Source organism: Radicibacter daui, from assembly GCA_030657355.1.
GTDB classification, from domain to species: domain Bacteria; phylum Pseudomonadota; class Alphaproteobacteria; order Radicibacterales; family Radicibacteraceae; genus Radicibacter; species Radicibacter daui.
The window spans coordinates 2,247,759-2,271,945 of the sequence record CP131056.1; the positions used below are offsets into that span (position 1 = coordinate 2,247,759).

24 protein-coding genes are annotated in these 24,187 nt (G+C 63.9%); 16 read left to right on the top strand and 8 right to left on the bottom strand.

Features of this window, described 5'->3' with window-relative positions; translation table 11 throughout:
• The first annotated feature begins 134 nt into the window (after nt 1-134).
• The 11 genes from dusB to QTL98_RS10600 all read left to right on the top strand — a co-directional run bounded on the left by dusB (nt 135) and on the right by QTL98_RS10600 (nt 13,170).
• On the top strand, nt 135-1,136 hold the full coding sequence (dusB, locus tag QTL98_RS10550; RefSeq protein WP_445678449.1) for a tRNA dihydrouridine synthase DusB: 1,002 nt from the start codon (nt 135-137) through the stop codon (nt 1,134-1,136).
• Entirely contained in the window at nt 1,133-2,266 is a 1,134-nt protein-coding gene (locus tag QTL98_RS10555) for a two-component system sensor histidine kinase NtrB (protein ID WP_445678450.1), read from the top strand. Before dusB ends, QTL98_RS10555 begins: the two co-directional genes overlap by 4 nt.
• A 9-nt stretch (nt 2,267-2,275) precedes the next feature.
• Nucleotides 2,276-3,721 (top strand): nitrogen regulation protein NR(I), encoded by a 1,446-nt coding sequence (gene ntrC, locus QTL98_RS10560; protein WP_445678451.1) that lies wholly within the window; start codon nt 2,276-2,278, stop codon nt 3,719-3,721.
• A gap of 175 nt (nt 3,722-3,896) precedes the next feature.
• Nucleotides 3,897-6,176: a sensor histidine kinase NtrY-like gene (locus QTL98_RS10565; RefSeq protein WP_445678452.1), complete on the top strand. Its 2,280-nt coding sequence runs from the start codon at nt 3,897-3,899 to the stop codon at nt 6,174-6,176.
• Nucleotides 6,166-7,584, top strand: coding sequence for a nitrogen assimilation response regulator NtrX (gene ntrX / locus QTL98_RS10570; protein ID WP_445678453.1), 1,419 nt, complete (start codon nt 6,166-6,168; stop codon nt 7,582-7,584). The genes QTL98_RS10565 and ntrX overlap by 11 nt, the downstream gene beginning before the upstream one ends.
• 74 nt (nt 7,585-7,658) lie before the next feature.
• Nucleotides 7,659-9,038 carry a Trk system potassium transporter TrkA gene (gene trkA / locus QTL98_RS10575; protein WP_510637563.1) on the top strand — a complete coding sequence of 460 codons (1,380 nt, stop codon included), beginning with the start codon at nt 7,659-7,661 and terminating at the stop codon, nt 9,036-9,038.
• Nucleotides 9,039-9,079: 41 nt separating this feature from the next.
• Entirely contained in the window at nt 9,080-9,955 is an 876-nt protein-coding gene (locus QTL98_RS10580; protein WP_445678455.1) for a D-amino-acid transaminase, read from the top strand.
• Nucleotides 9,956-9,957: 2 nt separating this feature from the next.
• On the top strand, nt 9,958-10,632 hold the full coding sequence (locus tag QTL98_RS10585) for an HAD family hydrolase (RefSeq protein ID WP_445678456.1): 675 nt from the start codon (nt 9,958-9,960) through the stop codon (nt 10,630-10,632).
• Nucleotides 10,633-10,758: 126 nt separating this feature from the next.
• Entirely contained in the window at nt 10,759-11,004 is a 246-nt protein-coding gene (hfq, locus tag QTL98_RS10590) for an RNA chaperone Hfq (protein ID WP_445678457.1), read from the top strand.
• 1 nt (nt 11,005) lies between these two features.
• Nucleotides 11,006-12,346 (top strand): GTPase HflX, encoded by a 1,341-nt coding sequence (hflX, locus tag QTL98_RS10595; protein WP_510637474.1) that lies wholly within the window; start codon nt 11,006-11,008, stop codon nt 12,344-12,346.
• On the top strand, nt 12,346-13,170 hold the full coding sequence (locus QTL98_RS10600; RefSeq protein WP_445678459.1) for an inositol monophosphatase family protein: 825 nt from the start codon (nt 12,346-12,348) through the stop codon (nt 13,168-13,170). Before hflX ends, QTL98_RS10600 begins: the two co-directional genes overlap by 1 nt.
• A 19-nt stretch (nt 13,171-13,189) precedes the next feature.
• Here the strand turns inward: QTL98_RS10600 and mazG are convergent, their stop codons facing one another.
• Nucleotides 13,190-13,987 (bottom strand): nucleoside triphosphate pyrophosphohydrolase, encoded by a 798-nt coding sequence (mazG, locus tag QTL98_RS10605; protein WP_445678460.1) that lies wholly within the window; start codon nt 13,985-13,987, stop codon nt 13,190-13,192.
• 224 nt (nt 13,988-14,211) lie between these two features.
• Between mazG and QTL98_RS10610 the strand changes: the two genes are divergently transcribed.
• Nucleotides 14,212-14,463 (top strand): hypothetical protein, encoded by a 252-nt coding sequence (locus QTL98_RS10610; protein WP_445678461.1) that lies wholly within the window; start codon nt 14,212-14,214, stop codon nt 14,461-14,463.
• Nucleotides 14,464-14,706: 243 nt separating this feature from the next.
• Nucleotides 14,707-15,546 (top strand): hypothetical protein, encoded by an 840-nt coding sequence (locus QTL98_RS10615; RefSeq protein WP_445678462.1) that lies wholly within the window; start codon nt 14,707-14,709, stop codon nt 15,544-15,546.
• Nucleotides 15,547-15,633: 87 nt separating this feature from the next.
• Here QTL98_RS10615 and QTL98_RS10620 read toward each other — a convergent pair whose 3' ends face one another.
• On the bottom strand, nt 15,634-15,801 hold the full coding sequence (locus QTL98_RS10620) for a hypothetical protein (protein WP_445678463.1): 168 nt from the start codon (nt 15,799-15,801) through the stop codon (nt 15,634-15,636).
• A gap of 204 nt (nt 15,802-16,005) precedes the next feature.
• Here QTL98_RS10620 and QTL98_RS10625 point away from each other — a divergent pair, with 204 nt between their 5' ends.
• Genes QTL98_RS10625 through QTL98_RS10635 form a run of 3 tightly spaced genes read left to right on the top strand, consistent with a single transcriptional unit; the run spans nt 16,006 to nt 18,277 of the window.
• On the top strand, nt 16,006-17,307 hold the full coding sequence (locus QTL98_RS10625; RefSeq protein ID WP_445678464.1) for a YcaO-like family protein: 1,302 nt from the start codon (nt 16,006-16,008) through the stop codon (nt 17,305-17,307).
• Between the two features lie 2 nt (nt 17,308-17,309).
• A complete protein-coding gene (locus tag QTL98_RS10630) occupies nt 17,310-18,062 on the top strand; it encodes a TfuA-like protein (RefSeq protein ID WP_445678465.1) in 753 nt (250 codons plus the stop codon).
• A 23-nt stretch (nt 18,063-18,085) separates the two neighbouring features.
• Nucleotides 18,086-18,277 (top strand): hypothetical protein, encoded by a 192-nt coding sequence (locus tag QTL98_RS10635; RefSeq protein WP_445678466.1) that lies wholly within the window; start codon nt 18,086-18,088, stop codon nt 18,275-18,277.
• A gap of 11 nt (nt 18,278-18,288) precedes the next feature.
• On the opposite strand, the gene QTL98_RS10640 is transcribed toward QTL98_RS10635, so the two are convergent.
• From QTL98_RS10640 to QTL98_RS10665, 6 genes are all read right to left on the bottom strand, one after another.
• A complete protein-coding gene (locus tag QTL98_RS10640; RefSeq protein WP_445678467.1) occupies nt 18,289-19,065 on the bottom strand; it encodes an MBL fold metallo-hydrolase in 777 nt (258 codons plus the stop codon).
• Nucleotides 19,066-19,099: 34 nt separating this feature from the next.
• Nucleotides 19,100-19,894, bottom strand: coding sequence for a TatD family hydrolase (locus QTL98_RS10645; RefSeq protein ID WP_445678468.1), 795 nt, complete (start codon nt 19,892-19,894; stop codon nt 19,100-19,102).
• Nucleotides 19,895-19,928: 34 nt separating this feature from the next.
• On the bottom strand, nt 19,929-21,017 hold the full coding sequence (locus QTL98_RS10650; RefSeq protein WP_445678469.1) for a DNA polymerase III subunit delta': 1,089 nt from the start codon (nt 21,015-21,017) through the stop codon (nt 19,929-19,931).
• Nucleotides 21,014-21,697, bottom strand: a complete 684-nt coding sequence (gene tmk, locus QTL98_RS10655) for a dTMP kinase (protein ID WP_445678470.1) — start codon at nt 21,695-21,697, stop codon at nt 21,014-21,016. The genes QTL98_RS10650 and tmk overlap by 4 nt, the downstream gene beginning before the upstream one ends.
• Entirely contained in the window at nt 21,694-22,839 is a 1,146-nt protein-coding gene (locus tag QTL98_RS10660; RefSeq protein WP_445678471.1) for a D-alanyl-D-alanine carboxypeptidase family protein, read from the bottom strand. Before QTL98_RS10660 ends, tmk begins: the two co-directional genes overlap by 4 nt.
• 181 nt (nt 22,840-23,020) lie before the next feature.
• Entirely contained in the window at nt 23,021-24,175 is a 1,155-nt protein-coding gene (locus tag QTL98_RS10665) for a septal ring lytic transglycosylase RlpA family protein (RefSeq protein ID WP_445678472.1), read from the bottom strand.
• Between the last annotated feature and the right edge of the window lie 12 nt (nt 24,176-24,187).

Here is a 24,187-nt window from a genome sequence, read left to right on the forward strand (position 1 = left end):
TAGGCTTGGCGAAGCCGGGTTCTGCCCTAAAAACGGGCTGACTTTGATCGCTATGGTAGCAAATGATCAGTCTTGCATCATTCTGCAACAATGATAGGCTGCTGCCGGCTTTTTGTGGAAGGTTTGCATAAAATATGGGCACTGCCTGGACGCCTTTGCGCATTGGCGCGACGCTGATTGAGGAGCCGGTTGTGCTGGCGCCGATGTCGGGCGTCAGCGACTTGCCGTACCGGCGTCTGGTCAAGCGCTTCGGGGCCGGGCTGGTGGTATCGGAGATGATCGCCAGCCGCGAAATGGTGCGCCAGCACTCCGAAACCCTGAAGATGACGACCAACTGTGCCGAAGAAGCACCGATGTCGGTACAGCTCGCCGGTGCGGAGCCGGACATCATGGCCGAGGCAGCAAAGCTGAACGAAGGCCGCGGCGCGGCGATCATCGATATCAATTTCGGCTGCCCGGCCAAGAAGATCACCAACAAGGCCTGCGGCTCCGCCCTGATGCGTGACGAGCCGCTGGCGGGCGCCATCATGGAAGCGGTGGTCAAGGCGGTGAAGCTGCCGGTGACGGTGAAGATGCGCCTTGGCTGGGATACCGACTGCCTCAACGCGCCGCGTCTTGCCAGAATGGCCGAAGAGTGCGGCGTTCAGGCGGTCACTATCCATGGCCGCACCCGCAACCAGTTCTATAACGGCACCGCCGACTGGGATGCGGTGCGCGCTGTCAAGCAAGCGGTTTCCGTGCCGGTCATCGTCAATGGTGATGTCGTGGATGCTGCCGCTGCCCGCAAGGCGCTGGCCGCTTCCGGCGCTGACGGGGTGATGGTAGGCCGCGGCAGCTACGGGCGGCCCTGGGCGCTGCGCCAGATCATGGACGAGTTGGCCGGCCGCACGCCGATGGCTGAGCCCGATGCCGCTGCCAGGCGGGACATCGTGCTCGAGCATTATGAAGCGATGCTTTCCTTCTACGGCACCTACAAGGGTGTCCGCATCGCCCGCAAGCACCTGGCCTGGTACTGCACCGGGCAGGACGGTGCTGCAGCGGTCCGAAATGAATTCACTCATCTTGAAGAGCCGGCCGAAGTCAGGCGCGCAATCATGCGCTTCTTTGATGTTGCCGGGGAGCGTTTGGCAGCATGAGTCTTTTGGCGCGCAAGCGCGGCGCGGCGAAACTGCCGGATGCCGCTTCCATCCTTCAGGCAAGCCCGGTGCCGACCCTTCTTCTGGATGGCAGTGACCTCATTACCTTCACCAATCTGGCGGCGCAGGAATTCTTCCAGCTTAGCGCGGCCAAGCTGGTGGGCAGCGCGCTCGACCAGGTGGTGCCGGCGGATAATCCGATCATCGTGCTGGTGCATCAGGCCCGGCAGGCGGGCAACTGGGTTGCCGAATATGGCGTCAATATCGAGACGCCACGCATCAGCCACCGCATCGTCGATGTGCAGATCGCCCCGATGTCCGATCATCCCGACTGGACGGTGCTGACGCTGCATCCGCAATCCATGGCGCGCAAGATCGACAACCAGCTGACGCACCGCAATGCCGCGCGCTCCGTGACGGCGATGGCCGCCATGCTGATGCACGAGGTCAAGAACCCGCTGTCCGGCATCCGCGGCGCGTCGCAGTTGCTGGAGCAGACGGTGCCGGACCAGGACCGGGTGCTGACGCGCCTCATCACCGACGAGACCGATCGCATCATCGCGCTCATCGACCGGATGGAGGTGTTCTCCGACAGCCGGCCGATCGACCGCAATCCGGTCAATATCCATGCCGTGCTCGAGCATGTGCGTATGATAGCGCAGAACGGCTTTGCCCGGCATGTCCGCTTTGTCGAGGAGTACGACCCCTCGCTGCCGGCCGTGTATGGAAACCGCGATCTTCTTGTGCAGGTTTTTCTGAATCTGGTGAAAAATGCGGCAGAGGCCGTGCCGGAGCAGGGCGGCGAGATCGTGCTTTCAACGGCTTACCAGCATGGTGTGAAGCTCGCCGTGGCTGGCGCTTCCTCCCGTACGCACCTGCCGCTGATGGTCAGCATCAAGGATAATGGCGCCGGCATTCCCGAAGATATGGGCGAACATCTGTTCGATGCCTTCGTCACCACCAAGCGCAACGGTAACGGTCTGGGTCTTGCAATGGTGGCCAAAGTCGTGGGCGACCACGGCGGTGTCATCGATTTCACCAGCCGTCCGCGTAAAACTGTATTCAGGGTATATCTGCCGATGGCGGCTGACCCTTCGGGGGAGGGGCAGGCCGGGGGCATGAACGGGTAGATGAGATAAATGCCGAGTTCGACAATTCTGGTGGCCGATGACGATCGTGCCATCCGTACGGTGTTAAGCCAGGCCCTGGGGCGGCTTGGCTATGAGGTCCGCACGACGGGGAACGCAGCGACGCTCTGGCGCTGGGTGTCCGACGGCGTGGGCGATCTCGTGATTACCGATGTGATCATGCCGGATGAAAACGGGCTCGATCTGGTGCCGCGCATCCGCAAGATCCGCCCGGATCTGCGCATCGTGGTGATGAGTGCCCAGAACACGCTGCTGACCGCCGTACGGGCGGCCGAGCGCGGCGCGTTCGAGTACATGCCCAAGCCCTTCGACATCAAGGACCTGACGAGTGTGGTGAGCCGGGCGCTCAGCACGCCCAACCGTCCGGCCGAGATGCCCGAGCATGAAGCGGCGCAGGAAGAACAGCTGCCGCTGATCGGCCGCTCGCCGGCAATGCAGGAAATCTACCGCGTGCTGGCCCGCCTGATGGGCACGGACCTGACGGTGATGATCACCGGCGAGTCCGGCACCGGCAAGGAACTGGTGGCGCGCGCCCTGCACGACTATGGCAAGCGCCGGCACGGGCCGTTTGTCGCCATCAACATGGCGGCCATTCCGCGCGAGCTGATTGAATCCGAGCTTTTCGGCCATGAGAAGGGCGCCTTTACCGGCGCGACCACCCGCTCGACCGGCCGTTTTGAGCAGGCGCAGGGCGGCACGCTCTTTCTTGACGAAATCGGCGACATGCCGCTGGAGGCGCAGACCCGTCTTCTGCGCGTGCTGCAGGAAGGCGAGTACACCACCGTCGGCGGGCGCACTGCCGTCAAGGCGGATGTCCGCATCGTGGCGGCAACCCACCGTGATCTGCGTCAGCTGATCCGTCAGGGCACCTTCCGCGAAGACCTTTTTTATCGCCTGAATGTCGTGCCGATCCGCCTGCCGCCACTGCGCGAGCGCACCGAGGATATTCCCTCGCTGATCCGGCATTTCCTGTCGACGGCAGCCAAGGAAGGCCTGCCGAACAAGACGCTCGATACCGCCGCGATGGAGCGGCTGGAGGCCTATCGGTGGCCGGGCAATGTGCGCGAGCTGGAAAATCTCGTGCGCCGTCTGGCCGCGCTCTACAGCCAGGAAGTCATCTCGGTCGATGTGATCGAGGCGGAACTTGCCGAAACGCCGTCTCCGGTCGCAGCCCCCGAGGAAGAACGTTCCGAGGGGCTGGGGCAGGCGGTCGAGCGGCATCTGCGCGAATATTTTGCCGCCCACAAGGACGGGCTGCCGGCGCGCGGTCTCTATGACCGCATCCTCAAGGAGGTCGAGCGGCCGCTGCTGGCGCTGACGCTGAGTGCCACGCGGGGCAACCAGATCAAGGCGTCCGAACTGCTGGGGCTTAACCGCAATACGCTGCGCAAGAAGATCCGCGAGCTGGATGTTCAGGTGGTGCGCAGCCCCAAGTGAACGGGTTCCGGCATCGGCCGGGAGTGAAAACAGAAGCAGGGGCGCTGGCCGTAAGGGTTTCAGCGCCCTTGTTTTTTCGCGCGAAGCGAGCAGTGCTTAATGCAATGTTAACACAATGACGCCGGTTACCTGTTGCGCTCTCGACACAGGGTGTGGCGCACGGTAAACAGTCGGCATGAGTGACGCCGAATTGAGCTCAGACGAGACACGTAGCGCGCTGCTTCGCCGCCTCCGGCTGCTGATGCGGCGTGCTGACGAATTTGGTGTCAGTCGCCGGCTTGCCCAGCTGCTTGTGGTCGCCGCAGTCGGCTGCGGTATAGCGACCTATCTGGCGCTGACCGAAAGCCCGCTGCTGGCCGGCGGTGCCGATACGCTCTTCTGGCTGCTCAACACCGATCTCGTTTTGCTGCTGCTGCTCGGCGCCGTCGTGGCGCGGCAGGTGGTCAGCCTTGTTCTCAGGCGCCGGCGCGGCGCAGCGGGCTCGCGCCTGCATGTGCGGCTGGTCGCCATCTTCGCGGCACTGGCCATTGTGCCGGCCATTACGGTCGCGCTCTTTTCGGCACTCTTCTTCAACTATGGCGTCGATGCCTGGTTCAGCCAGCGTGTGCGCACGGTGGTGGATGAGTCCCTGGCGGTCGCCAAGGCCTATCTTGACGAGCACCAGCAAGCGATCCGGGCCGATGCACTTGCCATGGCCGGCGACCTGAACCGTGAGGCCGGCAAGCTGCTGCGTAACCCCCAGGCGCTGGAGCAGTTCGTGCGCGTGGTGGCTTCTGCCCGCGGCCTGCCGGAGGCAATGGTATTCGATGGCAGCGGGCGCGTGCTGGCCCGCTCGGCTCTTGCCTTCTCGCTGGAGTTCGAGCCCGTCACAGACGACATGCTGGAGCGTGCCGGCAATGGTGAAGTGGTGCTGGTGCGCAGCGAGAGCGACGACCGGGTGCGTGCCCTCGTCAAACTCGACAGCTATATCGATACCTACCTTTTTGTCGGCCGCATGGTGGAGCCGAAGGTGATCGCGGCGCTGGAGCGCACGGAAACGGCGGTCAATGCCTACAAGGCGCTGGAAGGGCGCCGGGCCGACCTGCAGATCACCCTGACGCTGATGTTCTCGCTGGTGGCGATGCTCATCCTCTTCGCCGCCATCTGGTCCGGCCTTGTGGTCGCCGAGCGGCTGTCGCGCCCGCTCGGGCGGCTGATCGCGGCGGCGGAGCGGGTGAGGGCGGGCGACTTCAATGTCCGCGTCAGTGTCGGCGATCCGTCGGACGAGATCGGCAATCTAGGCCGGTCCTTCAACCGCATGACCGCGCAGATCGAAACCCAGCGTAATGACCTCATAGCCGCCAACCGGCAGCTCGATCTGCGCCGGCATTTTACCGAGGCGGTGCTGACCGGCGTTTCAGCCGGTGTGCTTGGCCTTGATGCCTCCGGCCGTATCGACCTGCCCAACCCGTCGGCAGCAGGGCTGCTGGGCGTGCCGATGGAAGAGCTCTCCGGCCGGCTGCTGGTGGAAGTTGCGCCGGAGATGGCGGATGCGCTGCAAAAGGCAGCCTCGCGCCCCGGACGTGCCGCGCTGGCGCAGGTGGACCTCAAGCGCGACGGGCACAGCCGTATCCTGCATGTTCGTGTGGTGCATGAGGCTGAAGCCGGGGCCGGCGAGAGTGCCTTCGTGGTGACCTTTGACGACATTACCGAGCTGATGTCCGCCCAGCGCAAGGCGGCCTGGGCCGATGTGGCGCGCCGTATCGCGCATGAAATCAAGAACCCGCTGACGCCGATCCAGCTCGCTGCCGAGCGGCTGAAACGCAAATATCTGGTCCAGATTTCCGAAAAGCCGGAAATCTTCTCCCAATGCATCGACACCATCGTGCGGCAGGTGGATGACATGCGGCGCATGGTGGACGAATTCTCCTCCTTCGCGCGCATGCCGCTGCCCCAACTGGTGGCGCGGGACCTGCGCGCTGTGTGCGAGGGGCCGCTGCACCTGCACTCCCACGCCCGGCCCGAGCATGTGGAGCTGACGGTCGACATGCCGGAGCGGGAGCTGCCGGTTCTGTGCGACGAGCAGCAGATCAGCCAGGCCCTCACCAACCTGCTGCAAAATGCGGTGGATGCGTTCGAAACCATGCCGGAAGGCCATGCCGCCCGTATTCGCGTGGTGCTGGGAGAGACCGGCGGAATGGCTTTTGTGCGGGTGTCGGACAATGGCCGCGGCCTGCCCAAGGATGACCGGCACATGCTGGTAGAACCCTATGTCACCACCCGCACCAAGGGCACAGGACTGGGGCTGGCAATCGTCAAAAAGATCATGGAAGATCACGGCGGCGAATTGACGCTGGATGATGCGCCTGGGGGAGGCGCAAGCGTCAGTCTGGTGTTGCCGCTCAACCCGGACAGGGCAGTGCGGGCCAGGTCCGTTCGTCACGAAGAAGGAAAGAGTGCCAACAATGTCGCATGACATTCTCATCGTCGACGATGAGGCGGACATTCGCTCTCTCATATCGGGGATTCTCGACGACGAAGGCTATTCCACGCGGCAGGCCGGCGATGCCGACCAGGCGCTGGAGGCGCTGCGCACACGCGTGCCGGCGATGGTCATTCTCGATATCTGGCTGATCGGCAGCCGGCTTGACGGGCTTGGCATCCTGGATGAAATCCAGCGCCTTTATCCCGGCCTGCCGGTGGTGATGATCAGTGGCCACGGCACCATCGAGACTGCCGTCTCTGCCATCCAGCGCGGGGCTTACGACTTCATCGAAAAGCCGTTCAAGTCCGACCGGCTGCTGCTGATGGTCGAGCGCGCCATCGAGGCTGCGCGGCTTCGCCGCGAGAATGCCGAGCTCAAGCTGCGCGCCGGTACGGATGACGAGCTGACCGGCAAGTCCGCCGGTATCCAGCAGGTGCGCCAGCAGGTGGACAAGGTGGCGCCGACCGGCAGCCGCGTGCTGATCACCGGCGAGGCCGGCGTGGGCAAGGAAGTGGTTGCCCGCATGATCCACACCCGCTCGCGCCGGGTCGAGGGGCCGTTCGTCGTCCTCAATTGTGCCGCGCTTAATCCCGACCGGCTGGAGATCGAACTCTTCGGCCAGGAAACCGCCGAGGATGGCGGACCGGGCAAGGTTGGCACTTTCGAGCGCGCCCATGGCGGCACCCTGCTGCTGGATGAAGTCGGCGACATGCCGCTGGAAACCCAGAGCAAGATCGTGCGCGTGCTGCAGGAGCAGAATTTCAGCCGCGTGGGCGGCACGGCGCGCATCAAGGTGGATGTGCGCGTGCTGGCGACGACCAGCCAGGATCTGCTGCTGGCGATTGCCGACGGCCGTTTCCGTCAGGATTTCTATTATCGCCTGGCCGTGGTGCCGATTGCGGTACCGCGCCTGACCGACCGCCGGGACGACATTCCGATGCTGGCGCGCAGCTTCATGACGCGCGCCGCGCAAATTTCCGGCATCCAGCCGCGTGAGTTTGGTGAGGACGCGCTGGCGGCGCTGCAGGCCTATACCTGGCCGGGCAATGTGCGCCAGCTGCGCAACGTGGTGGACTGGTTGCTCATCATGACGCCGGCTGAGCATGAAGGGCCGCTGCGCGCCGACATGCTGCCGCCGGAAATCGGCGCCATCACTCCCGCTGTGCTGCAGTGGGAAAAGGGCGGCGAGATCATGGGGTTGCCGCTGCGCGAGGCGCGCGAGCTCTTTGAGCGGGAATATCTGCTGGCGCAGGTTACCCGCTTCGGCGGCAACATTTCGCGCACCGCGGCTTTCGTCGGCATGGAACGCTCGGCCCTGCACCGCAAGCTGAAATCGCTTGGCGTGCATGGCGGGGCCGACCGGGGCGGTTTGCGCGCGCCGGCTGAGCAGGAAGAATAACAACGGGCACCCGCTGAAGCCGCGCCCGCATCAGGCGGGCGCTCGCCAAGACGAAATCCGTGTCGAGGGGTATCATGAAGGTCATCATCTGCGGGGCCGGGCAGGTCGGTTACAACATCGCCCGGCAGCTTGCCGCCGAAGACAACGATGTGACCATCATCGACCAGTCGGCCGAGCTCATCCAGAAGATCAACGATAGCCTGGAAGTGAGGGCTATCCGGGGCTTCGGGTCCCAGCCTGATGTGCTGGAGCAGGCGGAAGCCGATGGCGCCGACATGCTGATCGCCGTCACCCAGAGTGACGAGGTCAACATGATGGCCTGCCAGGTGGCGCACACGCTGTTTGAAGTGCCGCTCAAGATCGCCCGCATCCGCAACCAAGCCTATCTGTCGCCGCTGTGGTCGCGCCTGTTCTCGCGCGAGCGTATCCCCATCGATCACATCATCTCCCCGGAGATGGAAGTGGCCGCCTCCATCGCCCGCCGCATGGAGGTGCCCGGCGCCCTCGACGTCATTTCCCTCCACAATGACCTTGTGAAGGTGGTGGGGGTGCTCTGCACCGAAAACTGCCCGCTGCTGCACACGCCGCTGCGGCAGCTGACGGCGCTGTTTCCTGACCTCGATATCGAGATCGTGGCGATGGTGCGCGGTGACCGCATGTTCGTGCCGACAGCGGACGAGCAGATGGTGCCGGACGATGAAGTCTATTTTGCCGTGGCGACCAAGCATCTGGCCCGCGCCATGTCGGCCTTCGGGTATGAAGAGCCGCAGGCCAAGCGCGTCGTCGTTCTCGGCGGCGGCAATGTGGGTTACTTCCTGACCCGCGAGGTGGAAAAGCGCTATCCCCGCGCCAACATCCGCATCATCGAGGCGGACAGGGCACGCGCGCAGCTGCTGGCGCAGAAGGTCGAGCGCGCCATCGTGCTGCTGGGCGATGGCCTTGATGAAGCGGTGTTCGAGGAAGCCAATGTGGCGGCGAGCGACCTTTTTGTCGCCGTAACCAACAATGACGAAACCAACATCCTCGGTGGCCTGCTTGCCAAGCGCTCCGGTGCAAGGCGGGCGGTCGTGCTGACCAACAAGGGCGGTTTTGCCGGCCTTTCCACGGGCATCGGCCTCGATGCCGTGGTAAGCCCGCGTTCGATCACCGTGTCGCGTATTCTCCAGCATGTCCGCCGCGGCCGTATCAAGGCGGTGCACAGCCTGCGCGATGGCGGCGCCGAGATCATCGAGGCTGAAGCCCTGGAGACGACGGAGCTTATCAACCGGCCGATCGGTACGCTCAACCTGCCGAAGGACAGCAAGATCGGCGCAATTGTGCGGGATGATGAGGTGATTATCCCGCGGCCTTCGACGGAAATTCGTGCCGGCGACAGCGTGGTGATGCTGGCCCTGCCGACGGCGATCAAGAAGGTTGAGAAGCTTTTCTCCGTTAGAATTGAATTCTTTATCTAAAGAAGCTGATAAGTCACATCAGCCTTTCCCCTGAGGGTGTAATGGGTCGTTTTGCCTATGTGAACGGGCATTATGTGCGCGAGCGCGATGCCGAGGTTTCCGCTTTTGACCGCGGCTTTCTGTTTGCTGATGGTGTTTATGAAGTAAGCGCCATTCTCAACGGGCGCATGGTCGACAATGACCTGCATCTGGCCCGTCTCGACCGTTCGCTCGGCGAATTGCAGATCGACTGGCCGATGAGCGAGCGGGCGCTGCTTCAAGTGCAGCATGAACTGATCCGCCGTAACCGCACGAAGGAAGGGCTGATCTATCTGCAGGTAACGCGCGGTGCCGCGCCACGTGACTTCAAATTCCCCGAAGCCGCCGTGCCCAGCCTCTTCATGTTCACCCAGGAACGCAAGCTGCGCAGCTCAGCAGCCGCCCGCAGCGGCGTTAGCGTGGTGACGATGCCGGATATCCGCTGGAAGCGGCCGGATATCAAGAGCATAGCCCTGCTTCCTCAGGCGCTTGGCAAGCAGCAGGCGGCGGAAGAGGGGGCTTTTGAAGGCTGGATGGTCGATGACAAAGGTTTCGTCACCGAGGGCACCTCTTCCAACGCGTGGATCGTGACGCATGACGGTGTCATCCGCACCCGCCCGGCCAGGGAGGGCAGCGGCATTCTGGCCGGCATTACGCGTCAGTCGATCATCCGGCTTGCGAAGGAAACCGGCATTAAGATTGAAGAAAAAGCCTTTACGCCGGCTGAGGCCTACAATGCAGCCGAGGCGATGATGACATCGGCCGGCGCCTTCGTGGTGCCGATCGTCCGCATCGACGGGAGGCCGGTCGGCACCGGCTCGCCGGGACCGGTCGCGCCGCGTCTCAGGGAAATCTATCTTGAGATGGCGGATGAGCAGACGCGCCGCAGGCCGGTCTGACAGTGACCGAACTGCTGCCTCGGCCGAAGCTCGTACTCTTTGACTGGGACAATACCCTGGTCACGCCCTGGCCGGCGCTGGCGCGCGCCGTCAATGCTGCGCTGGTCGCCGTCGGACGCAGTCCGGTGACACAGGCGATCGTGGCGGCGGCCATGGGGCAGGGTGGTGAGGACCCGCTTGCTGGCCTCGACAAGGAAGCGGGGCTTCTCGCCCGGCAGTCCTTCACCCGCGCCTTTGCGGCCGAACCCGAGCCGCGCCTTGAGGCCGTTGCCGGCGCGCTGGATGTCCTGGGTCTGCTGACCGCGAGTGCCATTCCCGTGGCCATCCTGTGCAACCGCCGGGTGGCGGAGGTGGCCGGTGAGGCGGAAGCGCTGGGGCTTTCGCCGTTTCTGGCCGGTGTTGTCGGCGTTGATAGCGGCGTGCGCGCCAAACCGTCGGCGGAAGGCGTGGCACTTGCCATCGAGCGGCTGGGGCTTCTGGGGGAGATTGAGGACAGCCGCGAAATCTGGCTTGTCGGCGATACCGATATCGATCTCGTCTGCGCGCATGCGGCCGGCGCAACGCCGATCTTGCTGCGCGAGAGTGCTTTACCGGCGGCGGTGCTTGAAAAATGGCCGCCCGCAATCCAGCTTTCTCAGTGTGAACAAATCATCGCCTTGTTGGCCGCTATTCTCTAGAGGCGGCTGAGCTATGCGTGCGGGTGCGTTGTGCGGGGCCGGCCGATGGGCCAATATTGAAATGCGTCGGTAACGCTATGTTGCCTCGGAGTTTTTCCGGCAACCAACAATAACGGAGGACATAAAATGTCTGAAAAAATACAAAACCTCCAAGATGTGTTCCTCAACGGCGTGCGCAAGGCCAAGGCCCCGGTGACGGTGTTCCTGGTCAACGGCGTGAAGCTGCAGGGCATCATCACCTGGTTTGACAATTACTGCATCCTGCTGCGCCGTGATGCGCACTCGCAGCTTGTCTACAAACATGCCATTTCCACCGTCATGCCGGCGCACCCCGTGCAGCTGTTCGACGGTGAGAAGGACGACGACAATTAAAATGGCCGAGGAGAAGGTCGCGACCGGCAGTTCCGGAGCGGCCATCGTCATCCATCCGGTGATGTTCGGGCAGGGAACTGCCCGAACCCCGGAGACGCGTCTTGAGGAAGCGGTGGGCCTTGCCGCCGCTATCTCGCTTGATGTGGTCTATTCCGCCTGCGTGAAGGTCAATCGCGTGGCGCCGGCGACCCTGATCGGTGGCGGCACGCTGGAGACGCTGAAGGGCGAGGTGGAAGCGCATGAAGCCGAGCTCGTCATCTTCGACTGCGCGCTCTCGCCGGTTCAGCACCGCAATCTCGAAAAGGAAATGGGCGTCAAGGTCATCGACCGGACGCAGCTGATCCTCGAGATTTTCGGCGAACGCGCCCGCACGGCCGAAGGCAAGCTGCAGGTGGAACTGGCCTCGCTCAGTTTCCAGCGCTCGCGCCTTGTGCGCTCCTGGACCCACCTTGAGCGTCAGCGCGGCGGTTTTGGCTTTACCGGCGGCCCGGGTGAATCGCAGATTGAAATCGACCGCCGCCTGATCGACGAGCGGCTGACCCGCCTCAAGCGCGATCTTGAGGAGGTGCGCCGTACCCGTGCCCTGCATCGCAAGGCCCGGCAGAAGATCCCGTATCCGGTTGTTGCGGTCGTCGGCTACACCAACGCCGGCAAGTCCACGCTGTTCAACCGGCTGGCGCAGGCGTCTGTCTTCGCCGAGAACCTGCTGTTCGCCACGCTCGACCCGACCATGCGCGGCATCGACCTGCCGTCCGGCCGGCGCATCATCTGCTCCGACACGGTCGGTTTTATCTCCGACCTGCCGACGCATCTGGTCGCCGCCTTCCGCGCTACGCTGGAAGAGGTGGATGCCGCCGACATCATCCTGCATGTGCGCGATGCCGCCCATCCGGATACGGAAGCGCAGAAGGCCGACGTGCTGGCGGTGATGGCCGATATGGGCATCGACAGCGCCGATCCGCGCCTTGTCGAGGTTTTGAACAAGATCGATCTTGTCGATCCGGCGCACCGCGCGGTGCTGCTGGAAGATGCCAGCCGGTCCGGCACGCAGCGTGTCGGCCTGTCGGCGCTGACGGGCGAGGGGATCGAGCGGCTTGTCGCCTGCATCGATGCGCGCATGACCTCGGCGAACATCATCGTTGCCATCGACATGCCGGCAAGCGAAGGCGCCGCGCTGGCGCTCCTCTATCGCAAGGGTGACGTGCTTGAGCGCGAAGATGACGAGGATGGCACCGTTCATCTGAAGGTCGGCCTCAACGAAGCTGACCTTGCCCGTTTTGCCGAACGGTATCCCGGTTTTATCCGTAAACCCGAAGCCGGAGCGGGGAGCTCTGCCGCCTGATGTCTTTTGCCGTGCCCGATCCTCACCGTGTTGCCGCCCTGATCCAGAAGGTGGCCGATGAGGAGATCCTGCCGCGTTATCATAACCTTGCCAGCGACGAGGTAAGGGAGAAGGGGCCGGGCGATCTGGTGTCGGTCGCCGACGAGCAGGCAGAAGTCGCGCTCTCCCGGTTGCTGCCGGAACTGCTGCCGGGCTCGGCCGTGGTGGGTGAGGAGGCGGTGGCCAAGGACGCCACGGTGCTGAAGCGTCTCGCGCAGTCCAATATGCCGGTCTGGGTTGTCGACCCGGTGGACGGCACGGCCAATTTCGTCTCTGGCAAGGGCAGCTTCGGAACGCTGGTGGCGCTGGTCAATAACGGGCGCACCGAAGGCGCGTGGCTTCTGGAGCAGATCACCGGGCGCACCGGCATCGCGGTCCGCGGCAGCGGCTGTGAGCTGAATGGCAGCCCGATGCGCCTTGACGGTACGCTTGCTCGCCGGCGCGACGGCGGCGCGATTGCCGCTGTCACCGTCAGCCGGGTGGCGCCAGCCACACGTACGGTCTGGAAAGAGGGGTTTGACGGCTGGGTCAAGCTGCGCTCCGTCGGAAGCGCCGTCTCCGTCTATCTCGATCTCATCAGCGGCAAGGTCGATGTGCTGGTCACGCGCCAGCTGACGCCGTGGGATCATGCGGCCGGTCTGCTTGCCCATGCTGAAGCAGGCGGCGTCAACGCTGCGCTGGATGGCCGCGACTATAACCCGACCGATTATTTCTCCGACATCATCGCCGCGCCGGATGCCGATTTCTGGCAGCGGGTAGCATCCGTGGTGTCCGAGGAAGGCTGAGGCCGCAAAAGAAGGGGCCCTAAAGCCCCTTTGCCTCCTGCCAGTAAGCTTCCATTTCTTCCAGCGTTGCCTCTGCCGGGCTGCGGCCTTCGGCGCCAAGACGTGCTTCTATGTGATGGAAGCGGCGGGTGAATTTGGCGTTGGTGGCACGCAGCGCGCCTTCCGGGTCGATATCGAGATGCCGGGCAAGATTGGTGACGGCGAAGATGAGGTCCCCGATCTCGTCTTCCAGCCGGGCCCGGTCAATCTGCGGTGCTGAAAGCTCGGCGCGCACCTCGTCCATTTCCTCGGCGATCTTGTCGAAGATCTGCCCGGCATTTTCCCAGTCGAAACCGACACGGGCGGCGCGTTTTTGCAGCTTTGCGGCACGCAGCAGTGCGGGCAGGGCGGCGGCGACATCGTCCAGCACGCTGGTGCGGCCGTCCCTGGTGGCCGCCTTGGCCTTGCGCTCCTGTGCCTTCATATCCTCCCAGGCGCGGGTCTGCGCCTCGGCGCTTTCGACCTCAACGCTGCCGAAGACGTGTGGATGGCGGGCGATCATCTTGTCATTGACGGCGCGGGCCACATCCTCGAAGGCAAAATGGCCGTCTTCTTCCGCCATCCGGGAATGGAAAACGACCTGAAGCAGCAGGTCCCCGAGTTCCTCACGCAGGCTCGCCATATCGCCTTTTTCGATGGCATCCGCCACCTCATAGGCTTCCTCGATGGTGTAGGGCGCTATGGTTGTAAAGGTCTGCTCGATATCCCACGGGCAGCCGCCTTGCGGATCGCGCAGGCGGGCCATGATCTCCAGAAGACGGTTCAGTTCAGCGCTCATTTTTCCTCAAGGCCGGTTTGCGGGCGATCAGGCAGGACAGGATGTTTGCCCATCGGGAGCGGTTTTTAGGCCCTGCGTCAACCCGGCAGCGTTCAAACAGCACCGGGCGGCGACATGCGGCCTTGAAACCTGCCGGCGAACGGGAGATATAAGGGCCTTCCGGCAGCTTGCCCAAGGGCGAATGCCGGAGAGCGCATTTTCCATGAGAATGAAGAAGACCCCCGATGTCCGATAGCAGCGCCCTTCAGAACAAGCCGGTCAGCCCGCGCGGTATCGTGAGCGCCCTGTGTGCCACCGGTGTGATGGCAGGGCAGGCTCTGGCGCTTATTCTCGGCACCATCTGGGCGGTTGCCGACGGTTTCGGTTTTGCGCCGGTCGTTGTTGACGGTCTTTATGTCGTGGCGACACTGATCGTGCTCTATGGCGCCTACAAATATGCCCGCCGGGCGGTCATCGCCGAGCGCAGCTATCAGTAAGCCCTTGGTCCAGTTATAGGCAGCTCTGGCGGCCACCGTCGCGTGTTGTCAGGGTTTGGCGGGGGCGCTGTTTTAGCGCCCTTTCTTTTGATTGAAATAAGTTTGATAATGTAGATTATGGAAAATATAATATATATCCGTTTGTGTTAATTTCTCTCAAGGAAATACCGGGTATTATGGTGCCATTGTTTCTGGTGCCTTCGTTTCCGGCCGGCAGTCAGGTTCCTCAGGAGACCGGGTTTCATGAGTTCTGCGACCCAGCGCCATATTGACCGTATCCGCGAACGCCTGCTGTCCACCGAAATGGTCACGGCCGGTGAAATCACTTTTACGCGCTACGAGTTCAATCTGGCCGCCGTGCTGGATTTTGAGCCGCATCTCGCCAATCTGCTCGATACCTGGGAGCAGCAGCCCCGCGCCACCGCCCGCCAGTTGCTGGAGAGCTACCAGCAGCGCAACGCCTTTACCCGCAACCTCTTCCAGCGCTTCCAGGTGGTGAATGTCGCCTCGGGCAATCCGCAGCACTTTACGCTCGAATATGTCGGCAAGGACGTCATCACCTATGGTCAGGAGCTGGAGAATCGCCGGCTGATCGAGGTGATGCCCGAGCCGATCTTCTGGAAGGCTGCCGCCGACTACTGGCGCGCCGCCGTTTGCGGCGAAGCGCAGTACAGTGTCGTTACCCATACCGGTTATGGTGTCTTTCGCAGCTATGGGCGCCTCGTGCTGCCGCTGCGGCCCGAAGACAGCAAGAAGGCTGCCGGCAGCGTTCTGGTGGCCGTCAGCTATATCGAACAGCCTCCGGTGGCCGAGGCTGAAGAAAAGGCGCCGAAGGCAACCGCACAGCCCAAACGCGACCAGCGCCAGATGAGCCCGGCACTGGCTGCTGTCGACGAAGCCAACCGCGACTATGGCCAGGCAACGAACTGGCTCGGCGTTCTTGATGAGCGTATGCAGCGCGTCGCGCGCATGGTCGAAATTGCCAAGGAATTGCGGCGAAGTGCCGCCCTGACAGAGGGCCCGGCGCGTGAAAAACTGCTGCTTGATGCCGGCGAACTGGAGCGCCGGGCCTCAAATCTCTGAGCACATCGCCAACGGTGTCAGAGATTTGCACCGAACCGTTCCTGTAACACCCGAAAGCCGGTTTCAGGTGCCTCGTCCTGATCTCTGTCAAAAATAGTTTTCGAGCATCCCTTTATGCTCGTTTTCGGAGTCAAGCGTCTTGTGACCGGGCATTTGTTTATCCATAATGGCGGTGCTCGGCTGCTTTCCGGAGATGATTTTCGGCCTCTGGCCAATCGGCTGGCGCAGCCAAACAACTGGAGTGGAAGAAGACATGACCAAGCTCAGCAAGTCTGTTCCCGCAGGTTTCGGCCCCAAGGGTCTTGCCCGTACCGAGGACAAGTCCGCCGCCATGATCGATGGTGTCCGGTAAGCTCTCGCCGTCTGACGAGACAACAGAAAATGGGTGCGGCGATCCCCTCGCCTGCACCCATTTTTTATGGCCGTAACCGGCCGGAAACGGACTGGCAGGCATAAGGCATGAACGAGATGGGCGGCCCGCAGCCAGGGCCTCTGGCACAAAACCGGCTGGCGACAAATGAGCCCGGACCGGCGGCTGACTTTACCCGCCGCAAGGGGCTGCGCACGCTGGCGCCGGAAGAGACGCTTGCCCGGCTGAAACCCTTGCTGGCACCGCTTGGCATTACCCGGGTCGCCGTGGTGACGGGGCTCGACCGGGTCGGCATCCCGACTGTTATGGTAGTCAGGCCCAATTCGCGCTCGCTGGCCGTTGCCCAGGGCAAGGGGCCGACGCTGGCTGCGGCCAAGGCGTCCGGCATCATGGAAGCGATCGAGTTCTACCATGCCGAAACGGTGGAACGCCCCCTGCTCCACCGCAGTGCGGAGTCCATGCTGCGGGCGGGCCTTCCCATCGTCGATATCGGCAAACTCGCCCATAATGCCGATAGCACCTTTCATGAAGCCCGCAAGATTGCCTGGGTGGTCGGGCAGGACGTGGCGGATGGCAGCGACATCTGGGTGCCGCTGGAGCGCGTCAGCATGGATTTCACGCTGCCGCTGATGCCGGGAGACGGCGCCTTTATTGCCAATTCCAACGGCCTTGCTTCCGGCAATAGCCGGGAGGAAGCGCTGGCCCACGGGCTCTATGAGCTTGTCGAGCGCGATGCGCTGACCCTGTGGGAACTGGCGGACGAAAAAAACCAGCGCGCCACCCGGCTGGATCCGGCCTCGGCCACCGATCCCGTCGCTGCAGGCCTTGTCCGGCAGGTAAACGAGGCCGGGCTGCTGCTGGGCCTGTGGGACCTTACCAGCGATATCGGCCTGCCGGTGATCCTGGCGCGCCTGCTGGAGCCGGAGCCGCCGCCCTATCATGGCTTTCGCCCGGCTTTCGGTGTCGGTTGCCATCCGGACCGTGACGTGGCGCTGGTGCGGGCGGTGACGGAGGCCGCTCAAAGCCGCCTGACTTTCATCGCCGCGGCGCGCGACGATCTGAGTTACGCCGCTTATGCCCGGCAGTCAGGCCCGGAAATCTATGAGCGCTGGCTGGGCAGCATCGCCGATGGCGGCCCTTCACGCCCGCTCATCAGCGTGCCGTCCCCGGCGACCGGTGATCTTGCCGCTGATATCAGCATGACGCGGGCAAGGCTGGCCGCCTGCGGCCTGGGTCAGCTCATTACCGTCGACCTCACCAAACCCGAGATCGGCATTCCGGTGCTGCGCGTCATTGTGCCGGGCCTTGAGGACAAGATGGATACGCCGCTTTATGTCCCCGGCGAACGGGCGCTGGCGCAGTTCGGGCGCTTTCAGCCGGAGGAGGCGTAACGATGAGCGATCTGCAGACCGTTGTCTTTCTGGGCCCCTCGCTGTCACTGGACGCAGCGCGGGCGCTACTGCCACAGGCTGATTTCCGTCCGCCGGTAGCGATGGGCGATGTACTGGCGGCTTGCGAGGCCGGAGCGCGTCGCATTGCGCTCATCGACGGTTTTTTTGAAAACCGCCCGGCCGTTTTCCACAAGGAAATCCTCTTTGCCCTCTCGGCCGGCTGCCGGGTTTATGGTGCCAGCAGCATGGGCGCACTGCGGGCTGCCGAACTGGCAGCCTTTGGTATGGAAGGTGTTGGCGCCGTCTATGCGGCTTTTGCCGACGGCACGCTGGAGGATGATGACGAGGTGGCGGTGACACATGCGCCGGGCGAGTTCGGATTTCGCCCGGTGAGCGAAGCGATGGTGAATATCCGCGCGACCATCGCTGCCGCCATCGAGGCGGCTGTGCTGGCACCGCAGGAAGCAGCCGGGATCATCCACACGGCCAAAGAGCTTTCCTACAAGGAACGGCAGTGGAAGGCGCTGGAAAGCCTGTTTCCACCAGCTTTTGCCGTCTGGTTTGCCGCCCATGGCCCCGTGGATGTAAAGGGTGCCGACGCGCGTCAGCTCCTGATGCTTCTGGCGGCTACTGCGGTGTCCGATCCGGAGAGAGATGAGGCCTCCGAGCCGGCTTTTCTTTTCCAGCACACCGTCTATTTTGAGCGCGCCCGTGACGAAGCGCGGGGCCGGAACGGGCAGATGCCGTCCGGCTGACACCAGGCTGGCCGGCGTGACCCATGGATTTGAAGACGACGGGACTGATTTTTGCCGGCTGCACGGCGGTGGCGCTGTGGGCCGGCATCATGGACCGGCGCCCTTATGACATTCACCGCCCGCGCCGCCTGCCCTATGTCCCTATCCTGCTGGTGGCCGGTGCGGCGGCGCTGCTTACCTTGCGGCACGTGCTGACCTTGCTGACAGGGCGCTGAAGCATAGTGCTTCAAGGGTCGGGCTGCTCGATCACCAGCCCGTCATAGGCGGGCTCGATGCCGGCAGGCAGCCGGTCCATCAGCGTGCGGTAATCCATATGATGGCTCATATGGGTGAGATAGCTGAGGCGCGGTTTCAGTTCGCCAATCCAGCCAAGCGTCTGCGCCAGATGCGAATGAGTGGGATGCGGCGCTTCGCGCAGGCAGTCCACCACCCACACATCCACGCCCTTGATCAGCTCCATCGCCCGCGCCGGCATCAGCTTCACATCGGTGGAATAGGCAAAATCGCCGAAGCGGAACCCGAGGCTCGGGCCCCGCCCGTGATCCTGCTTGAACGGCATGATCTTGAGGCCGCAGACGGTAAAGGGTGTGTGCGGGGTGATGATGTGGGTGGCAAAGGCCGGCACCGCATGCGGCGCGGCATCCTTGTTGCGGAAGATATAGGCGAAGCGGTCCCTGAAATCCTCGAGCAGCGGCTGCGTCAGCCAGATATCGATGGGTTTGCCGCTGCGCCAGTTGAAGACACGCAGCTCGTCGATGCCATGGGTGTGGTCGGCATGCTCGTGGGTGTAGAGCACCGCATCGATGCGGTCGATGCCATGGGTCAGCAACTGCTGGCGCAGGTCCGGCGAAGTGTCGACGAGGATGCGGTAACCCTGATACTCGACGAGAATGGAGGCGCGCAGGCGCCGGTTGCGTGGTTCGGCCGGGTCGCAGCTGCCCCAGTCACCATCGATCATCGGCACGCCGGAAGCGGTGCCGCAGCCAAGGATGGTGATTTTCATTGTGCCGGCTCTCCGGTGCCCATGCGCATCTTCGTCAGGCGGCTGCGCGGGTAAAAAGCCGGTCGAAATTGGCCGTCGTTGCCGCGGTAATCTCTTCAAGGCTCACGCCGCGTGCTTCGGCCAGCACGCTTGCCGTATGGCGCACATAAGCCGGCTCGTTGCGTTTGCCGCGAAACGGCATCGGCGCCAGATAGGGGCTGTCGGTCTCCACCAGAATGCGCTCCAGCGGCAGGTCGCGTGCCAGTTCGCGCAGCTCGACGGACTTCTTGAAGGTAAGGATGCCGGAAAAGGAGATGTAGAAGCCGCCTTCCACCGCCGCTTCGGCGAGCGCCCTGCTGGAGGTAAAGCAGTGCAGAAGCCCGCGCAGCCCCTGCCCCAGCCCGCCTTCCTTCAGCAGCGCCAGCGTATCGTCCTCCGCATCGCGGGTATGGACGATGAGCGGAAGGTCAGTTGCCCGGCAGGCGGCCATATGGGTCAGGAAACACTTGTGCTGCGCGGCGCGCGGCGCCTTGTCGTAGAAATAATCGAGCCCGCTTTCCCCGATGCCGACGACACGCGGATTGGCGGCCAGCGCCACCAGCTCGGCCTCGCTTACATCCTCTTCTTCGCCGGCATTATGCGGATGGGTGCCCACGGTGCACCACACGCTGTCATACCGCTCGGCGATCTCGCGGATGCGGTCAAAGCGGCGCACGCGGGTGCAGATGGTGACCATGCGGCCCACGCCATTATCGTGCGCGCGCTGCACGACGGCATCGCGCTCCTCCTCAAAATCCGGGAAATCGAGATGGCAGTGGCTGTCGACGAGCCGGGAGGTCAGATGAGACATGTCGGGAACTTCCGCTGTCGGCCGGTTTGGAGGCTTACTGGCGACTGATCGCCATCAGCGCTCCGAGCATGGCCTGGCGCCGGTCAAGATTGGCGCGGTCGGTATCGTTGAAGAGGTCGCGCACGGTTTCCCATACCGACATCCATTCCGCAAGGGGGCGGCCTGCTGCCAGGCGGGCGATGGCGGCCTGCTCACCTTCCACGATGGCACGCGGCGCGATGCCGGTGGCAAGGCCGCGCATGAAGCGGGCAAGCCACCATTCCATCAGCTCGCAGGTGGTGCGATAGGCGTTTTCTTCCGTCGCCCGGCCCAGCCGTTCGGCCAGCGCATGGATGCTGGAAATACTGGCCTCGGGAAATTCACGCATCAGGGCGACGAGCTCACCATAAAGCTCAAGCCCGCCATTTTGCTGCAGCATCAGCGCGCGGCCGATGCTGCCATCGGCAAGGCGCACCAGCGCGCCGCGTGTGGCGGCATCCAGATCCGGTTCGGCGCTCGCCAGAAGCTTGGCGACGATATCCTCTTCCAGCGGCGCCAGCGCCAGCGTGCGGCAGCGCGAGCGGATGGTGGGCAGCAGCCGCGCCGGGTTGTGGCTCACCAGCAGCAAAATGGCGCCGGCCGGGGGTTCTTCCAGCAGCTTCAGGATGGCGTTGGCAGCCGAACGGTTCATATGCTCGGCGCCATCGATCACGACGATGCGCCAGCCACCCTCTGCCGCTGTCTGCGTCAGGAACGGGCCGATACGGCGGGCGGCCTCGACGGTGATTTCACCACGCAGGCGCCCGCGTTTTTCATCGAACTCCCGCTCGACCACCAGCAGATCGAGATGCCCGCGCGAGACCACGCGCTGAAAAACCGGCGCGTCGGGCGCCAGATAAAGGCTCTGCGTCGGCTCTGCCGCCGGTGCATCGCCAAAAAGCGAGGGGCCGGCATCCTTCTGCGGCGGATTGGCCAGCAGATGGCGGGCAAGGCGAAAGGCAAGCGTTGCCTTGCCGATGCCGGCCGGGCCGGTCAGCAGCCAGGCATGGTGCGGGCGCCCGCCGGCAAAGGCGGCCAGCAGCTGGGCCTCTGCCCCTTCATGCCCCTGCAGATCCGGATTGGCGCGGGGTTCGGGCAGGCTCATGGCCTGTCCGCCCTGCTGTCCGCACGTCCGTCCCGCTCCAGTCCCAGGCGGCCACTGATGGTGGCCTTGAGTGCGGCGGTGATGGCGACAACATCATCGCTGGCATCGATGACGGCGCAGCGTTTCGGCTCCGCCGCCGCAATCTCCAGAAAACCCTGCCGCAGCCGCTGGTGAAAGCCGGTGCCCAGTTTCTCGAACCGGTCTTCTCCCACCGCCGTGCCGCGCGAGCGGGCAAGGCCGATGGCGGGATCAATATCGAGGATCAGCGTCAGATCCGGCGTCAGGTCGCCGACGGCAAGCCGGTGGATTTCCCGGATCGTCGCGGCATCCACGCCGTGCCCATACCCCTGATAGGCTAGGGTTGAATCGGCAAAGCGGTCGCACAGAACCCAGGTGCCGGCGGCCAGCGCCGGCTCGATGGCTTTGACGATATGGTCGCGCCGGGCGGCATAGACCAGCAGTGTTTCGGTAATGCCATCCCAGCGGCCGGCCTCGCCGCGCACGAACAGCGCACGGATATCCTCCGCCCCCGGCGAGCCGCCGGGCTCGCGGGTGGAGAGCACCTCATGCCCCGCCTGCCGCAGCCAGTCGGCCACGGCGCGGATCTGGGTGCTCTTGCCGGCCCCCTCGCCCCCTTCGAAGGTGATGAAGCGGCCGCGAGCGGGAGAAGCCGCCGTCAAATCAGCCCCTGTACCATCTGCTTGAGGCTGAAGAACATGCGGCCGATGGCGCCCAGCTTTTCCACATCGGTGCCGGCGACAACCGGGATTTCATGATCCGGCATATCCTTGGCGGAGATGACGAGCGTGCCCATCGGCTGGCCGGCGGTGATCGGGGCCGGCACCGGCTCCTGCAGCACGATCTTGGCGGCGATGTCATCCAGCGAGCCGCGGCGTACCGTCAGCGCCACATCCTGCGCGGCGACCAGCGGCACTTCATCCTGCTTGCCCATCCACACCTTTGCGGTGCCGACCGGGGCGCCCGGCTTGAACGGGTTGATGATCTTGAATTCGCGGAAGCCCCATTCGATCAGCTTGGCCGGCTCTTCGGCACGTGCGCGCTCGGACAGCAGGCCGTTCATCACCATCATCAGGCGGCGGCCATCGCGCTGCACGGTGGCTGTCAGGCCATAACCGGCGATTTCGGTGTGGCCGGTCTTCATGCCGTCCGCGCCGATGCCTTCGAACAGCAGCGGGTTGCGATTGCGCTGGCGGATGCCGTGATAGGTATATTCCGGCTCGGAGAAGAAGTGGAAATATTCCGGGAACTGGCGGATGAGCGCCATGGCGAGGATGGAGAGGTCGCGCGCTGTGGAATAATGGTCCGGATCCGGCCAGCCGCTGGCATTCATGAAGTGGCTGTTCTTCATGCCCAGCTCGGCCGCGTCCTTGTTCAGAAGGTCGGCAAAGGCATCTTCGGAGCCGGCAATGCCCTCCGCCAGCACAACGGTGGCGTCATTGCCGGACTGGATCAGCACGCCGCGGATCAGGTCTTCCACACGGATGCTGTTGCCAAGCTCCACGAACATCTTGGAGCCCTGCATGCGCCAGGCCTTTTCGCTGACCGGCAGCTTGTCGTCCATGCTGAGCTTGCCGGCCTTCAGCCGCTTGAACACCTCATAGATGGTGATCATCTTGCTCATCGACGAGGTGGGCATGTGCTCGTCGGCATTCTTCTCGAACAGCACCGTATTGGTGTTCATATCAACAAGAATGGCCTCGCGGGCGTTGACGTCGATCGTCTCCGCGCTGGCGCTGGCGCTATAAAGCGCGCCTGCTGCAATGCCGGCAAAAACGAGCCGCAGGCCGGCACGATAAACCATCCCAAGTCCGGCACCCACCGATCCGGAAAAAACACCCATCTTCAAAAAAGCCCCCTTGGTGGCATCCCCCGCCCGCGTGGCCACTACAATACGCGGGCGCTCATTCAGCGCGTCCTGCATGCCCAGTGTGGCAAGCTCAAGGCCATCTTGCCATCACGGGCCGTCAAGGTCATGACAAGCCTCAATCAACAACCACGCGCGCGTCGTTTTGTCCCGAAGCAACCACCCGGGCGAGCGCCTTGTCGGCATCGTCCACATTGGCAATCGGGCCGACCCGCACGCGGAAGAACTGCACGTTCTTGACCATCACCGGCGAGATTTCGACATTGCCGAGCGAGGCCAGCCTCGCCCGCAGCCGGTTGGCATAATCAAAATTGGTGAAGGAGCCGGCCTGCACGAAAATGCGGTTTGCCGCCGGGTTGACCGGCACCTGCTGAACGGCTTCCGCCGGCAGGAAGCGCCCGTCTTCCACCTTGCCCGGCACATCCGTCACCTGCTCGGTAACCGGCTGCAGAGTGTTGCTGGCAAGCACGCCGCTGGCGGGCGCAGTGCTCGGCACCGCGGCGGGCGGCGGGGCCGCCGGCGTCGGCGCGCCGATGGGGCCGAGGCTCTGGCTCACCACCGCACTGCGCGGCGCGGCGGCCGGCTGATTGGTTGCATCCGTGGAGAGCACCGGCGCGCCGGTGCCGTTCTGGGCGGCCGACGCGATGGCGCCCATATCCTCGTCATTACGGGAGATGGCGGCCATTTTGATCGCCCGGCTTTCATCCGCCAGGATCTGCACGCGCACCTTGGCGGTGCCGGTCCGGTCCATGCCCAGCAGCTGCGCAGCGCGGCGCGACACGTCGATGATACGGCCGGCGACAAACGGCCCGCGATCATTGATGCGCAGCACGATGGAGCGGCCGTTATCCAGATTGGTCACGCGCACCAGCGAGGGCATCGGCAGCGTCTTGTGCGCGGCCGTCAGGTCATTCTGGTTATAGACCTCGCCATTGGCCGAGCGCTGGCCGTGGAAACCGGGCCCATACCAGGAGGCGATGCCGGTTTCGTCGTAGTTATAGTCTTCCTGCGGATAGTACCACTGGCCGGCGACTTGATAGGGTTTGCCGATCTTGTAGCCGCCGGACGAGACCGCGCCGCTGCCGCCGGACTGGTTCTGGGTGGTGGGCTGTGGGCCGCGCGAGGTGCCGCAACCGGCAAGGACAAGCCCGGCGCCAAGCGCCACAAGTAACGAGGTTCGGTGGAAGTGCCGCAGGGCGCTGGCGCCCCCGTGCCGGGACTGCCCGCCAAAAAACCTCTCGCTGCCCTGCCCCGTTTTGCTCAGCCCCGTCATGCCCGCCACGAT

Excerpts from the sequence above, each read along its gene's own strand:
- dusB (WP_445678449.1), top strand. The coding sequence starts at position 135 with ATGGGCACTGCCTGGACGCCTTTGCGCATTGGCGCGACGCTGATTGAG.
- QTL98_RS10555 (WP_445678450.1), top strand. The coding sequence starts at position 1,133 with ATGAGTCTTTTGGCGCGCAAGCGCGGCGCGGCGAAACTGCCGGATGCC.
- ntrC (WP_445678451.1), top strand. The coding sequence starts at position 2,276 with ATGCCGAGTTCGACAATTCTGGTGGCCGATGACGATCGTGCCATCCGT.
- QTL98_RS10565 (WP_445678452.1), top strand. The coding sequence starts at position 3,897 with ATGAGTGACGCCGAATTGAGCTCAGACGAGACACGTAGCGCGCTGCTT.
- ntrX (WP_445678453.1), top strand. The coding sequence starts at position 6,166 with ATGTCGCATGACATTCTCATCGTCGACGATGAGGCGGACATTCGCTCT.
- trkA (WP_510637563.1), top strand. The coding sequence starts at position 7,659 with ATGAAGGTCATCATCTGCGGGGCCGGGCAGGTCGGTTACAACATCGCC.
- QTL98_RS10580 (WP_445678455.1), top strand. The coding sequence starts at position 9,080 with ATGGGTCGTTTTGCCTATGTGAACGGGCATTATGTGCGCGAGCGCGAT.
- hfq (WP_445678457.1), top strand. The coding sequence starts at position 10,759 with ATGTCTGAAAAAATACAAAACCTCCAAGATGTGTTCCTCAACGGCGTG.
- hflX (WP_510637474.1), top strand. The coding sequence starts at position 11,006 with ATGGCCGAGGAGAAGGTCGCGACCGGCAGTTCCGGAGCGGCCATCGTC.
- QTL98_RS10600 (WP_445678459.1), top strand. The coding sequence starts at position 12,346 with ATGTCTTTTGCCGTGCCCGATCCTCACCGTGTTGCCGCCCTGATCCAG.
- mazG (WP_445678460.1), bottom strand. The coding sequence starts at position 13,987 with ATGAGCGCTGAACTGAACCGTCTTCTGGAGATCATGGCCCGCCTGCGC.
- QTL98_RS10610 (WP_445678461.1), top strand. The coding sequence starts at position 14,212 with ATGTCCGATAGCAGCGCCCTTCAGAACAAGCCGGTCAGCCCGCGCGGT.
- QTL98_RS10615 (WP_445678462.1), top strand. The coding sequence starts at position 14,707 with ATGAGTTCTGCGACCCAGCGCCATATTGACCGTATCCGCGAACGCCTG.
- QTL98_RS10620 (WP_445678463.1), bottom strand. The coding sequence starts at position 15,801 with ATGTCTTCTTCCACTCCAGTTGTTTGGCTGCGCCAGCCGATTGGCCAG.
- QTL98_RS10625 (WP_445678464.1), top strand. The coding sequence starts at position 16,006 with ATGAACGAGATGGGCGGCCCGCAGCCAGGGCCTCTGGCACAAAACCGG.
- QTL98_RS10630 (WP_445678465.1), top strand. The coding sequence starts at position 17,310 with ATGAGCGATCTGCAGACCGTTGTCTTTCTGGGCCCCTCGCTGTCACTG.
- QTL98_RS10635 (WP_445678466.1), top strand. The coding sequence starts at position 18,086 with ATGGATTTGAAGACGACGGGACTGATTTTTGCCGGCTGCACGGCGGTG.
- QTL98_RS10640 (WP_445678467.1), bottom strand. The coding sequence starts at position 19,065 with ATGAAAATCACCATCCTTGGCTGCGGCACCGCTTCCGGCGTGCCGATG.
- QTL98_RS10645 (WP_445678468.1), bottom strand. The coding sequence starts at position 19,894 with ATGTCTCATCTGACCTCCCGGCTCGTCGACAGCCACTGCCATCTCGAT.
- QTL98_RS10650 (WP_445678469.1), bottom strand. The coding sequence starts at position 21,017 with ATGAGCCTGCCCGAACCCCGCGCCAATCCGGATCTGCAGGGGCATGAA.
- QTL98_RS10660 (WP_445678471.1), bottom strand. The coding sequence starts at position 22,839 with ATGGTTTATCGTGCCGGCCTGCGGCTCGTTTTTGCCGGCATTGCAGCA.
- QTL98_RS10665 (WP_445678472.1), bottom strand. The coding sequence starts at position 24,175 with ATGACGGGGCTGAGCAAAACGGGGCAGGGCAGCGAGAGGTTTTTTGGC.